10 protein-coding genes are annotated in these 12,825 nt (G+C 59.6%); 1 reads left to right on the forward strand and 9 read right to left on the reverse strand.

Annotated elements, in window-relative coordinates; all coding sequences use genetic code 11:
• Window positions 1–18: 18 nt before the first annotated feature.
• A complete protein-coding gene (gene ptrR / locus PMI32_RS26590) occupies window positions 19–900 on the forward strand; it encodes a putrescine utilization regulator PtrR (RefSeq protein ID WP_008024741.1) in 882 nt (293 codons plus the stop codon).
• On the opposite strand, the gene PMI32_RS26585 is transcribed toward ptrR, so the two are convergent.
• The 9 genes from PMI32_RS26585 to PMI32_RS26545 all read right to left on the reverse strand — a co-directional run bounded on the left by PMI32_RS26585 (window position 889) and on the right by PMI32_RS26545 (window position 12,677).
• Window positions 889–1,677 (reverse strand): SDR family oxidoreductase, encoded by a 789-nt coding sequence (locus PMI32_RS26585; protein WP_008024743.1) that lies wholly within the window; start codon window positions 1,675–1,677, stop codon window positions 889–891. The two genes, ptrR and PMI32_RS26585, sit on opposite strands and share 12 nt — an antisense overlap.
• Window positions 1,678–1,732: 55 nt before the next feature.
• Window positions 1,733–3,280 carry an amino acid ABC transporter permease/ATP-binding protein gene (locus PMI32_RS26580; protein WP_008024746.1) on the reverse strand — a complete coding sequence of 516 codons (1,548 nt, stop codon included), beginning with the start codon at window positions 3,278–3,280 and terminating at the stop codon, window positions 1,733–1,735.
• Between the two features lie 55 nt (window positions 3,281–3,335).
• Window positions 3,336–4,136, reverse strand: a complete 801-nt coding sequence (locus tag PMI32_RS26575) for a transporter substrate-binding domain-containing protein (protein WP_008024749.1) — start codon at window positions 4,134–4,136, stop codon at window positions 3,336–3,338.
• Window positions 4,137–4,321: 185 nt separating this feature from the next.
• A complete protein-coding gene (locus PMI32_RS26570; protein WP_008024751.1) occupies window positions 4,322–5,806 on the reverse strand; it encodes an aldehyde dehydrogenase in 1,485 nt (494 codons plus the stop codon).
• A gap of 49 nt (window positions 5,807–5,855) precedes the next feature.
• Window positions 5,856–7,466 (reverse strand): 5-guanidino-2-oxopentanoate decarboxylase, encoded by a 1,611-nt coding sequence (locus tag PMI32_RS26565; RefSeq protein ID WP_008024753.1) that lies wholly within the window; start codon window positions 7,464–7,466, stop codon window positions 5,856–5,858.
• 76 nt (window positions 7,467–7,542) lie between these two features.
• Window positions 7,543–9,078 carry a purine-cytosine permease family protein gene (locus tag PMI32_RS26560; RefSeq protein WP_008024754.1) on the reverse strand — a complete coding sequence of 512 codons (1,536 nt, stop codon included), beginning with the start codon at window positions 9,076–9,078 and terminating at the stop codon, window positions 7,543–7,545.
• A gap of 237 nt (window positions 9,079–9,315) precedes the next feature.
• Window positions 9,316–10,266: an agmatinase gene (speB, locus tag PMI32_RS26555; RefSeq protein WP_008024756.1), complete on the reverse strand. Its 951-nt coding sequence runs from the start codon at window positions 10,264–10,266 to the stop codon at window positions 9,316–9,318.
• Window positions 10,267–10,293: 27 nt separating this feature from the next.
• The gene (locus PMI32_RS26550; RefSeq protein WP_008024758.1) at window positions 10,294–11,613 is read right to left on the reverse strand and encodes an aspartate aminotransferase family protein; all 1,320 of its coding nucleotides are present in this window, start codon (window positions 11,611–11,613) and stop codon (window positions 10,294–10,296) included.
• Window positions 11,610–12,677 (reverse strand): phosphotransferase, encoded by a 1,068-nt coding sequence (locus PMI32_RS26545; protein ID WP_032828568.1) that lies wholly within the window; start codon window positions 12,675–12,677, stop codon window positions 11,610–11,612. Before PMI32_RS26545 ends, PMI32_RS26550 begins: the two co-directional genes overlap by 4 nt.
• Between the last annotated feature and the right edge of the window lie 148 nt (window positions 12,678–12,825).

Here is a 12,825-nt window from a genome sequence, read left to right on the forward strand (position 1 = left end):
TCACGTTTGGAGAATGACTTGGATCTGGTTCAGCTCGAAATTTTCAAAGCTGTCGCCGAGCACGGCAGCATCAGCGTGGCCGCTCAGCATATCCATCGGGTGCCGTCGAACCTGACGACGCGGATCAAGCAACTGGAGCAGGATCTGGGCGTGGACCTGTTTATCCGCGAGAAAAGCCGCCTGCGGCTGTCGCCGGCCGGTTGGAGTTTTCTCGACTATGCCCGACGCATCCTCGATCTGGTCCAGGAGGCCCGCGCGACGGTTGCCGGGGAAGAGCCGCAAGGATCGTTTCCCCTGGGGTCGCTGGAGAGCACGGCGGCGGTGCGCATTCCTGAGCTGTTGGCCGCCTATAACCAGAAGCACGCCAAAGTCGAGCTGGCCTTGTCCACGGGACCTTCCGGAACCATGATTGACGGCGTGCTCTCGGGTCGATTGGCCGCTGCGTTTGTCGACGGTCCGGTGTTGCACCCTGCACTGGAGGGCGTGCCGGCCTTCGAGGAAGAGATGGTGCTGATCGCGCCGCTCAACCATGCCCCGATCCACCGCGCGCAAGACGTGAACGGCGAAAACATCTACGCCTTTCGTTCCAATTGCTCTTATCGCCACCACTTTGAAAGCTGGTTCGCCAAGGACGCCGCAGTACCCGGCAAGATTTTCGAAATGGAGTCCTATCACGGCATGCTGGCCTGTGTCAGCTCCGGTGCTGGCCTGGCGCTGATGCCGCGCAGCATGCTCGAAAGCATGCCGGGCTGCACCACCGTGAGTGTGTGGCCGTTGTCTGAGTCCTTTCGCTATTTGCGAACCTGGCTGGTGTGGCGCCGGGGCACGGTGTCGCAAAGCCTGACCATGTTCGTGCGTTTGCTCGAGGAGCGATGCGCAGCGGCAGACCTACTGACTTGAGCGAATCGCGCCGCCATCGATCAGCAGATTCTGCCCGGTCAGGTAGCCTGCGTGGCGGCTGCAAACGAATGCGCAAAGCGCACCGAATTCCTCGGGCGAGCCAAAGCGTTTCACCGGGATTTCGCTGCGACAGTCGGCGAGGAACGCTTCACTGTCTTGCCCCATCTCTTCGGCAGCGGCGACCAGGTTGTCACGCAGCCGATCGGTGTCGAATGAGCCGGGTTGCAGGTTATTGATCGTGACGTTGCGGCTGGCAATGTTGTCCTGCCGTGCAAGCCCGGCGATGAATCCTGTCAGGCCACTGCGTGCACCGTTCGACAAACCCAGGCTTTCGATGGGCGATTTGACCGCGCTTGAGGTGATGTTGACGATCCGGCCGAAGCCACGTTCGGCCATGCCGTCCACCGTGGCTTTGATCAGCTCGATCGGGGTGAGCATGTTGGCATCCAGTGCCTTGAGCCATGCCTCGCGGTTCCATTCTCGGAAGTCTCCGGGAGGTGGCCCGCCTGCATTGTTGATCAGAATATCGAAATGCTCATGGGCCGCCAGGGCGGCCGCTCGACCTGCCGGCGTAGAGATGTCTCCGGCAACGGCAATGACAGTCACTTGGGGATTGAGCGCTCTGAGCTGATCGGCGGTTTCATGGAGCATCTGTTCACCTCGGGCGGTGATCACGACGTTCACGCCTTCGCTGACCAATGCCTGGGCGCAGGCTTTGCCCAGGCCTTTGCTGGCCGCGCATACCAGGGCCCAACGCCCCGCAATACCAAGGTTCATAAATATTCTCCTGACGATGACTCAAAGAAAGGTATGGAGCAGGGGCGAGCGATGCTCATGCATGACCCACCGCTGCCGGCAGATTCGTCGGTCGGGTGCTGATCCCCATGAACCGTCGCACGCGTTCCGCTTCAGCGTTGCAGCGTATGGCTTCGGGTGCGGCATCCAGTTGGATGATCCCATTCTCCATGAAGACGACGCGGTCGGAAATCGACATGGCGAAGTCCATTTCATGGGTGACGATCACCATGGTCATGCCTTCATTGGCCAAGTCGCGTATGACGTTCAGCACGTCGCCGACCAACTCCGGATCGAGTGCTGACGTCGGCTCGTCGAACAACATGATATCCGGCTCCATGGCCAACGCACGGGCAATAGCCACGCGCTGTTGCTGACCACCGGAAAGCTGATGCGGGTATTTCTCCGCATGAGCCAGCAGGCCTACTTTGTCGAGAAGACGGTGGGCGCGTTCGTTACTCAGCGTTTTGTTCAGCCCGTGGTAGCGAGGTGCGAGGGTGACGTTGTCCAGGATGGTCCGATGCGGAAACAGGTTGAAGCTCTGAAACACCATGCCGATCCGGCGAACGCCTCGGCGAATTCGAGCGGTGTTCGGCGCATCGGTGTGACTGATGAACGCTTGCCCATAGAGTTCGATCGCTCCCTCATCAATGGTTTCCAGCCCGTTGATGGTGCGAATAAGCGACGTTTTGCCCGAACCCGACGGCCCGATGATCGACACAACCTGGCCGGTACTGATGGTCAGATCGATGCCTTTCAGAACCTGATGATCGCCGTAGCATTTGTGGATGTTGCGCAGTTGCAGTGGGTCTTGCGTGGCGTCGGAAGAAGCCTCACGGCGTTTGGCAGGCTGGGCACCCAGCGTATCGCGAAGCGCAGTCAATGCCGTTTCATTCAGGGTTTGAGGTTTGCGCTTGTTGAGGTCCAGCGAGCGTTCCAGCCATTGCAGCAGCCAGCCAAATACGGTGACGACCAGTACGTAGTAAACGGCCACGGCAGCCAGGGTTTCCATGACCAGAAAGTTCTGCGCGTAGAGGCGCTGACCCACAGTCAGGATTTCAGTGAGGGAAATCACCGAAACCAGCGAGGTCAGCTTCACAACCGTGATGTATTCGTTGATCAGCGTCGGCAGTGAAATTCTGAATGCCTGAGGAATGACGATCAGTCGCTCGATGCCGGTCATCCCGATGCCCAGCGCGCGACCGGCTTCTTTTTGCCCCTTGAGCACGGAAAGCAAACCGCCACGGTGAATTTCGGCCATGTAGGCGGACTCCGTCACCACCAAGGCAATCAGGCCAGAGTAGAAGGGGTTCTGCAGAACCACGCTGGCAGACGGAAACATCTGCGGGATGTTGTAGACGAACACCACAAGGACCAATAACGGAATGCTGCGGAACAGCCAGATGTAGCTCGCGGCCGGAATGCTCAGGGCGCGGCGGCTGGACAACTTGGCCGACGCCAGGAAAAAGCCGATCACCAACCCCAGGACCCACGTCAGTGCACTGAGTTCGATGACGACCAGACAGGCCTTCCAGAACGCAGGCATGGAAAACAACGAGATGAAGTAAACCCAGTCAAATTGCATATGAACCTCGAGTGGCCGCTTGCATGGCAAGCGGCTTGAAATCGATCAGCGGGATTTATTGAGTGACTTCTTCCAGGTTGTATTTCTTCAGGATCGCCGCGTATTCACCGCTGGCCTTGGTCTTTTCAAATCCTTTGAGCAAGGCCTGGTAGGTTTCTTCGTTGCCGGTTTTCACATAGATGCCGAGGATCTGCGGATAGATCTGTTTGCTGGAGGCAATCATCACCCGGCCGTTTGCACGCTGGACGATCATGTCCGCTGCCGCACCGATTTCGACCTGAGCCTGAACGTTGTTGGACAACAGTGCCTGGGTCACCTCAGGGGTCGAGGGGTACTCATTGACGGTAATGGCGCCCTTGCCGTTGGGCTCGCAATACTCGGTAGAGAGCTGGCGGAATTTGGGCACCCACGAGCTGGCTTGCAGCAGGCCCAGTTTCAAACCGCACAAGGATTCGGGTGAACTCGCGTCGAGCTTGCTGCCTGTCGGCATCAGCACCGAAGCCCCCGACTGCGCGTAAGCGATGGTCTGTGCCTGCGCTTGGCGTTCAGGCGTGATGTACATGCCGGAGATGACGACATCATATTTTCCGGACTTCAAACCCATGATCAGGGTCGGAAATTTGGTGTCCAGGAAGCTGCTGGTGAGCCCCATGTTTTTCGCGATGGCGGTAATCAACTCGGGATCGGCGCCCACGATATTGTTATTGGCATCGTAGGACTCGAAGGGCGGGTAGGTGATTTCCATGCCCACCTTCAGGTTCCCGGGTTCTTGAGTGACGGCGGCCATGGCCCCAGCGGCAAACATCATTGAAACCGCGATCAGGCCGGAATGAACAATGCGAGTATTGAGTGTCATGTTGGATGCTCCGATAAAAGGGGGTACGAAGAAAGAAAGCGCATCACAGGCTGTGAGCGTTTTTCGAGTCGAGGTCGGGGCAGTAAAAGCTCCCGCGTCCGTTGAGGGACGCAGGGGCGTTGCGGGTTTTCTTATTGTTTTCATTTTCTTCTCCCAGGTGTGTATCCCAAGATGATGCCGGCGCCTCAGATCAGGTTGATCCAGGTCGCTTTGATCTCGCTGTACTTGTCGAAGGCATGCAGGGATTTGTCTCGGCCATTTCCCGACTGCTTGAAGCCGCCGAAGGGCGCGGTCATGTCTCCGGCATCGTATTGATTGACCCACACGCTACCGGCGCGCAGTGCCCGGGAAACGCGATGAGCGCGTCCCAGGTCGCGGGTCCACAGTCCTGCGGCGAGGCCGTATTCCGTGTCGTTGGCAATGACGATGGCTTCGCCTTCGTCGGCGAACGTGAGCACGCTGAGCACAGGGCCGAAGACTTCCTCCCGGGCGATTCTCATCGCGCTGTTCACACCATCGAAAATGGTGGGTGTCAGGTAAGTGCCACCGCTTTGCTCCAGTACCTGCTGTCCGCCTTCACACAACACCGCGCCTTCGCGTTTGGCGATCTCGACGTATTCGAGCACTTTGTCCAGTTGCTGGCGGTCGACGATGGCGCCCAGTCGCGTGGCAGGATCCAGCGGGTTGCCCGGCTGCCAGCGTTGCAACTCAAGCCGGACTTTATCGAGCAGCGTTTTTTGAATGGACGCGTGGACCAGCAAGCGGGAGCCAGCCGTACAGACTTCGCCTTGGTTGAAGGCGATTCCGGCGGCCACGGCTTCTGCCGCGCGGTCCAGATCGGCATCTTCAAACACGATGTGAGGGCTTTTTCCGCCGGCCTCCAGCCAGACCCGCTTCATGTTTGACTGACCGGACGCCACCAATAGTTTTTTTGCGATGGCGGTCGACCCGGTAAACGCGAGCACATCAATGTCTGCGTGCAACGCCAGTGCGTTACCCACGCTGTGCCCGAAGCCGGGTAGCACGTTGAACACACCGTCGGGAACACCGGCTTCCTTGGCCAGCGAGGCAATCCGGATGGCAGTCAGCGGTGACTTTTCCGAAGGCTTGAGGATCACGGAGTTCCCCATCGCCAGTGCCGGTGCGATCTTCCAGCAGGCCATTTGCAGTGGGAAATTCCACGGCACGATGGCCGCGACGACACCGGCCGCTTCCCGAGTAATCAGACCGACCTGGTTGGCGGGAACCGGGGCGATTTCTCCATACAGTTTGTCGATGGCTTCGGCTGTCCAGGCCATGCACTCCGCCGATCCCGGGACATCCAGTGTCAGCGAATCGCTGATGGGCTTGCCCATGTCCAGCGTCTCGAGCAGGGCGAGTTCTTCGGTGTTCTGTTCGATCAGTCGAGCGAAACGCAGCAATACGTCCTTACGCTGCGCAGGGGCGAGCTGGCTCCATACGCCGGAATCAAAAGCGCGTCGGGCGCAGGCCACAGCCAGGTTTGCGTCATCTGCATCACAGCTGGCGACAGGCGTCAGCAAGCGTCCATCGATCGGGCTGTAGCAGGGGAAAGTTTCACCGTTTGCAGCCGCACAATAACGACCGTCGATGAACGCACGGCCTTCCATTTTCAGCACTGCGGCTTTGTGTTGCCAGTCACTCAGGGACATCGGGTACTCCGGGTATTCAGTCAATGGAACTGTTCATGAACGGCCGCCCTCAGGGGGCCGAAATGAAGGGCGCGGCTTCGCGAATTTCAATCAGTGTGGGCAGGGCGCTGTCTCGGGCTTGCAGCAACCGTGCGTGCAGATCCTGGTGATCGACGGCTCGCAGGCTGTTCCAGCCAAAGCCTTCAGCGATCTTGATGAAGTCCGGTGTGTAGATGTCGACCCCCAGGGGTTCCACATCGCGTTTGATCATGGCGGTCTTGATTTCGCCGTAGCCGCTGTTGTTCCAGAGCACAACAATGATCGGGGCGTTTGCCTCGACGGCACTGCTCATCTCGCCCAGGGTGAACTGCAAGCCGCCATCGCCAATCAGGCAGACAACCGTGCTGAGGGGATCGGCGATTTTCGCGCCGATGGCGGCGGGCAGCCCATAACCGAGGGTGCCGTAGCCGGTGGATGAGTTGAACCAGCGACGCGGACCGTCGAGCTCGACCAAATGATTACCGGTGTACACCGTCTGGGTGGAGTCGCCGACGTAGCGGGCGTCTGGCAGTGCGTCAGTGAGGGTGTCGAACAGCCGCGAGTAATCGCGCCAGCCTTGAAGCTCTTGGGCGATTTCCTCACGGACAGTCGCCGCGCGTTGAGCGCCGATGCTTTGCGGTGTGGTTGGCTTGCCGGGAAGGCGTTCGAGTAACGCACGTATCGCCAGGCCGGCGTCAGCCGTGATAGCAACGTCGGGCACGAAGTTACGGGTGAGCTGGCTCGGATCGATGTCGATGCGAATCAGCCTTCCATTCAGTTTGAAACCGCTGTTGAACACGACGTCATAGTCGGTTTCAGCCAGTTCAGTGCCAATCGCCAGCACGACATCTGCATCCGCCGCCAGTTTGCGCACAGGCACCAGCGACTGGTTGCTGCCAACCGCCAGGGGATGCCCCGGAGGAAGAATGCCCTTGGCGTTGATGGTGCACGCCGTTGGCGCATCGAGTGCGCCGGCCAGCGCCCGCACTTCCTCATAGGCGGACTGGCATCCGCCGCCGATCAACAGCAGAGGGCGTTGGGCATTTTCAAGCAGCGCGACAGCGGCACTCACGGCGTCAGGATCGGGAGCGATCCGACCTTGAACGGGCAGGTCCAGCAAAGGCAAGTGATCGGCATTGCTTTCGATCAAGTCCAGAGGGATTTCAATATGAACCGGTTGAGGACGCCCACCCTTGAACAGGCTGAAGGCGCGCAGCAACACCTGTGGCAATTGTTCGAGGCTCAGGACCGTGTGGCTGAACGCGGTCACGCCAGCAATCAGATTGCGCTGGCTGGGCAATTCGTGAATGAAGCCGTTGCCCAGGCCCAGGCGCGCCCGTTCGTTGACACTGGAAACCACCAGGATCGGAATAGAGTCCCCATAGGCCTGGCCCAGCGCCGTGGCGATGTTGGTCATGCCAGGACCGGTGATGCAGAAGCACACGCCCGGTTTGCCGGTCACGCGGGCATAACCATCGGCCATGAAGCCGATGCCTTGTTCGTGACGGGGTGTCACATGACGAATCGAGCTTTTCGGCAGCCCACGATAAAGCCCGATGGTGTGTACGCCGGGAATACCGAAGACGGTATCCACGCCCCAGTGTTCCAGCTGATTGACCAGGTATTCGGCACAAGTAGTCATTGCATCACTCCAGAAATTTACAAATTGTTGGCTCATGGCGCGGGCGGCCATAGGGGCAGGCCCGCGCCCCTCGGGATCAGTGGCCGAGCCTTCCAGCCAGCATTTTTTCTTCGTCCGGCGTCAGGGTGGGTGGCCGGGGCAACGCGAAGGGGCCGTTCGGGCCGTAGACGTTTTGCGGTTCCGGAAAGAGCATCAGCAGGGTCCAGTAGAGAACGGCCGCAAGGAGCAGCGAGACCACAAGGCTGATGTCGACGCCGCCGACCAGATAAGCCAGAGGGCCGACGAACTGCCCGGGAATGTTGACGAAGCACAGGCCGATGACGGCGCTGGGAATCCACGCCCCCAGCCCGCGCCAGTTCCAGCCGTGCTCGAACCAGTACGCGCCGCCTTTCAAGCGACGTGTGAACACTTGCAGGTCATCGGCGTGATAGAAGCCGCGACGGAAGATCAGCCCGAGGCCCAGCACAACCATCCATGGCGTGGTGCAGGTCACGATCAGCACCGTGAAGGTGGAGACGCTTTGCACCAGGTTGAAGCCGAAGCGACCGACGAAAATGAACGCTACCGCCACCAGGCCGATGACCAGGGTGGCCTTGGCGCGGGTGAAGAGGTTCGTTGCCAGGCTCGACATGTCCAGGCCCACGCCGTAGAGCGACGCGGTGCCCGTGGAGAAACCGCCGATAAAAGCGATGAGCGCCAACGGAATGAAATACCAGCCGGGCGAGATCGCCAGCAGGCCACCGACGTAGTTGTTGTCGGCCATGTACTGCGGCGCGTGCTGAGCGACGATGCACGCGGTCGCGAGGCCGAACAGGAAGGGCGAGAGGGTTGCCAGTTGCGCCAGGATGGTCGCGCCGATGACCCGATACTTGGGGGTGCTCGCAGGAATGTAGCGTGCCCAGTCGCCAATCGACGCCCCGAAGGAAATCGGGTTGCTCATCGCCAAAAGCGTAGAGCCGATAAAGGCGGGCCAGAAGGTGTCGGGACTGGCCAGCGACACCGTGCCGGCGAAGTCCGCATCAAAGGTGTCCTTGAACGCAAAGATGCCGACGAAGAACAGGATGCTCGCGCTCCACACCGCGATCTTGTTGACCCACAGCATGAACTGGAAGCCATAGATGCAGATCACCAGCACCAGGAAAGCGAAGAATCCGTAGATCAACGCCAGGGACAGATTGCTTTGCGGCAAACCGATCAAGCGATGCAGCGCACCTTGCAGTGCGTCGCCCGCGCTCCACACACCGATGGAGAAAAACGCGATGGCCACCAGCAACGCCAGGAAGGAGCCGACGATGCGCCCATGCACACCAAAATGCGCACCGGACGAAACCGCGTTGTTTGTCCCGTTGATCGGCCCCAGCAGCGACACTGGCGCAAGAATGATCGAGCCGAGCACCACGCCGAGGACAATCGAGGCCACACCGGCCCAGAATGACAAACCGAACAGTACGGGGAACGCTCCCAGCATGCAGGTGGCAAATGTATTGGCTCCCCCGAATATCATTCGGAAGAGGTCGAACGGCGACGCACACCGGTCTTTGTCCGGAATGCGTTCGACACCAAAGGTCTCGATACGCGTTAACGAGACGTGACTATCCTGTTGATGCGACATAGGTCACCTCAAAGTTTGAAATAGGGCAGATGTTTTGAACGGCAGGCGTTCGGCTCTGTGGCCGTTTCGCGTGTTTGCGCTAGTTCGACAGCGCTTCAGCGCTTTGTCGGGACAACACCGGCAACGTCAAACATTGAGCGGTGACCGGAAATGCTTGAGGCCTTTTATTGTTGTACATGGCTCGTTTTCCACGTTGAGAGGAAGGACGGAGGCGCGTGTCACGAGCCTCCTGTCTGATTAGCGTCGGATGACCCCGGGTAGCACGCACAACATCTCGTAAAGCAGATTCGCGCCTAACAACGAGGTGTTGCCTGACAGGTCATAGGGCGGTGAAACCTCAACCACGTCGCAACCGATCAGATCCAGTCCCCAGCAGCCGCGGATGATTTCCAGTGCCTGAATAGTGGTCAGCCCACCGACTTCGGGTGTGCCGGTGCCCGGTGCCCATGCAGGATCGATACCGTCGATATCGAAAGACAGATACACCGGTCCGCCGCCCACTTTTGCCCGTACTTCCTCCATGAGAGGGGTCAACGATTTGTGCCAGCACTCTTCGGCCTGGACCACGCGAAAGCCTTGCCGGCGACACCATTCGAAATCTTCCGAGGTGTAGCCCTGGGCACGCAGGCCGATCTGCACCACGCGGTCGCAATCGAGCAGGCCTTCTTCGACAGCCCGGCGAAACGTCGTGCCGTGCGCGATCTTTTCGCCGAATTGCAGATCGTTGACATCGGCATGGGCGTCGATGTGGACCAGGCCGACCTTGCCGTGTTTTTTGTGGATTGCACGCAAGATGGGCAGGGTGATGGTGTGGTCACCGCCCAGGGTCATGGGCACGATGTTGTGTTCGAGGTGGGCGTCGTACGCCTCTTCGATAATCTTCACCGCTGCCGGCAGGTTGAACGTGTTGATGGCCACGTCGCCGATGTCGGCAACGGACAGCGAGTCGAAGGGCGCGGCGCCGGTGGCCATGTTGTAGGGGCGAATCATCACCGACTCGGCGCGGATTTCGCGGGGCCCGAACCGGGTCCCCGGCCGAAGGGAGGTGCCAATGTCCAGCGGCACCCCGATGAACGCGGCATCCAGGCCTTCAGCGCTTGGGAAGTGGGGCAGGCGCAGCATCGTGGCGATGCCACCGAAACGCGGCATTTCGTTGCCGCTGAGTGGTTGGTGAAAAACTTTGCTCATGATCAATGTCCTCAGGCGGTTTGAGTACTACTGCAGATCCCGAAGGACGGCTTCGAAGCTCTCGATGAACAGGTCCGCATGCTCGCGTTCGAAAACGAGTTGTGGCCTGACTTTCAGAATGTTTTCCAGAGGGCCTGCCGAACTGATCAGTACGCCACGTTCGCGCAGGCCGTTGACCACACGGCGCGTGTGTTCGGCAGCGGGTGCCTTGGTCGCGCGGTCGGTCACCAGCTCGACACCGAGGAACAGCCCCGAACCGCGAACATCGCCGATCAGTTCGTAACGCTTGGCGAGTTCCTCGATTCCGCTCTTGAGGTAGGCCCCAATGGTGGCGCAGTTGTTCAGGAGGTCCTGGCCCTGGATGACTTCCAGTACGGCATTGGCGGCAGCACAAGACACCGGATTACCGCCAAAGGTATTGAAGTAGCGGGCGGTGCGGCCGAACTCTTCAACCACTTCTGAACGCATCACGGCAGCGGCAATCGGCTGGCCGTTGCCCATGGGTTTGCCCATGGTGACGATGTCCGGGCGCACGCCGTGACGCTCGAAGCCCCACAGGTGAGAGCCGGTGCGCCCGAATCCCGATTGCACCTCATCGGCGATGTAGAGCAAGCCTTCCTGCTGCGCCACGTCGATGGCTTCCTTCATGAAACCGGCAGGGTCAGCGAGTACGCCATCGCTGGCAAAAATACCGTCAAGCAAAATGGCGGCAGGCTTGATGCCGCTTTCGCGCATGTCGCGAATCGCGGCCCGCACGTCATCGGCAAAGATCTTCGAAACGTTCTGCGCGCCCAATCGGTAGGCATCGGGCGCTCTGACGGTGCGAACGAAATCGCCCAATGCCACACCGGCACCGAGGGAGGGCGAGGCCGCCGCCACTTGTTCGGTAATGCCGTGGTAGGCTAGCTGAGTGACGATGACCCCGGTGCCGCCGGTGTATTGCCGGGCGATACGCAAGGCCAGGTCGTTGGCCTCGCTGCCGGTGCACGTGAACATCACGTGATTGAGTTCGGCAGGGAAGGTGGCCAGCAGCTTTTCCGCATACCCGAGAATGCCTTCATGCAGGTAACGGGTGTGGGTGTTGAGGACCTTGGCCTGCTCGCAAATCGCATTCACAACGTGGGGATGGCAATGGCCTACCGACGCGACGTTGTTGTAGGCGTCGAGATAACGCTTGCCGTCCGCGTCGTAAAGCCAGACACCTTCACCCCTGACAATGTGCAGCGGGCGTTCATAGAAGAGGCGATAGGCCGGCCCGAGCGCCTTGTCCCGGCGCTCGATCAGTGAACGTTCTGCCTCGGACAAACGAGCTGCATCAGCAGCGGTAAAACCATTGACCATTGTCATAGCGCGGCCTCCTGAGAACAGGCGTGACGGATCTGTTGTTGTGCTGATTCACGGGTGAGGTTTGCGAATGCACGCAAACTGCTCCAGGCCAACGGCGCATTGCGCAGGATGTAGGCACTGTTGTCCGGGTACACGGATGCGCGCCAGTTGGTGATGGCAACGGTCATCACCAGTCGGGCAGTGATCAGATCGAAAAGAATGTGTTGCTCAAGCGTTTCCAGCGGGCAGACCCGGTGATAGGCCGCAATGAACTCGCAGGCCTGATCCAGCGGATTGCCTTCGCGCCCCAATTGATAGGACGCAGCGACGGCCACATCGTTGATCAGCGGTGCGTGAACCATGTCGCCGAAGTCCAGAATGTTGCGGATCACATCCGGTTGCTCGGCATCTACGATGACGTTGTGCAAGTTGAGGTCGTTATGAATGACCTGAGCGCGCAACCCTTTGAGCTGTGGCAGCGCATAGGTTTTGAAGTTGTCGAGGAAATGCTTGGCCAGTTGCCGATCTGCGTTGTTCGGGATGCACTCGATCAGATCGGTCAGGCGCGAGGAATGCTTGATGTCCCACAGCAGTTCGTGGCCGGCTGCCGGGTGGAAAAAGCCTCGCAGGGCCAGACCCAGATGGGCCAGTTGTGCCCCTAACTCAGTCCTGAGTTTGCGACTGGGCACGGCGACCTGATTCAACGGCGTGCCTTCGACAAAGGAAAACAGGCGTGCCAGCACCTTCTCGGCATTCAGAACGATTGGGGTCTGATAGTGGCCTCGCAGGTTCGGGTAAACCCTTTGAACAGGCAGCTGCGGATCGGTGTGAAGAATGTGCAGCAGCGCCTTGTTCTGAAAATCGGTGACGTGGGCGTCTTCTGCGGGGTTGGATAACTTCAGCAGATACTGCGAGCCATCCGCGCACTGCAGGTGGAAATTCAGGTCGCGTTCCCCCGCAAGCTGCACGGCGCGGGCTTGCAGGCCAAAGTGTTCGCTTGCCACGGCCTGGGCTTGCTCGTTCGAAGCATGGGCCGCCGCGGAACTGAGGACTTGATCAACGGTAGGTAGTGTTTGAATCGTCACTGTCGTCACTCTATCGATAACAACGGGAGCCATTGGGCTTACCTTTTTGCCTCAACCTTGTAGGGGCCGGCTTGCTGGCGATGGCGGTGTGTCTGGCGCCATCAATGTTGATTGATACGCCGCCATCGCCAGCAAGCCGGCTCCTACA

Origin of the sequence: Pseudomonas sp. GM60 (assembly GCF_000282415.1) — a bacterium.
In the GTDB taxonomy this organism is placed as follows: domain Bacteria; phylum Pseudomonadota; class Gammaproteobacteria; order Pseudomonadales; family Pseudomonadaceae; genus Aquipseudomonas; species Aquipseudomonas migulae.

What these genes read in the sequence shown, in the direction of transcription:
- PMI32_RS26580 (WP_008024746.1), bottom strand. Translation starts at nt 3,280, where the DNA reads ATGCAATTTGACTGGGTTTACTTCATCTCGTTGTTTTCCATGCCTGCG.
- speB (WP_008024756.1), bottom strand. Translation starts at nt 10,266, where the DNA reads ATGAGCAAAGTTTTTCACCAACCACTCAGCGGCAACGAAATGCCGCGT.
- PMI32_RS26550 (WP_008024758.1), bottom strand. Translation starts at nt 11,613, where the DNA reads ATGACAATGGTCAATGGTTTTACCGCTGCTGATGCAGCTCGTTTGTCC.
- PMI32_RS26585 (WP_008024743.1), bottom strand. Translation starts at nt 1,677, where the DNA reads ATGAACCTTGGTATTGCGGGGCGTTGGGCCCTGGTATGCGCGGCCAGC.
- PMI32_RS26560 (WP_008024754.1), bottom strand. Translation starts at nt 9,078, where the DNA reads ATGTCGCATCAACAGGATAGTCACGTCTCGTTAACGCGTATCGAGACC.
- PMI32_RS26570 (WP_008024751.1), bottom strand. Translation starts at nt 5,806, where the DNA reads ATGTCCCTGAGTGACTGGCAACACAAAGCCGCAGTGCTGAAAATGGAA.
- PMI32_RS26565 (WP_008024753.1), bottom strand. Translation starts at nt 7,466, where the DNA reads ATGACTACTTGTGCCGAATACCTGGTCAATCAGCTGGAACACTGGGGC.
- PMI32_RS26575 (WP_008024749.1), bottom strand. Translation starts at nt 4,136, where the DNA reads ATGACACTCAATACTCGCATTGTTCATTCCGGCCTGATCGCGGTTTCA.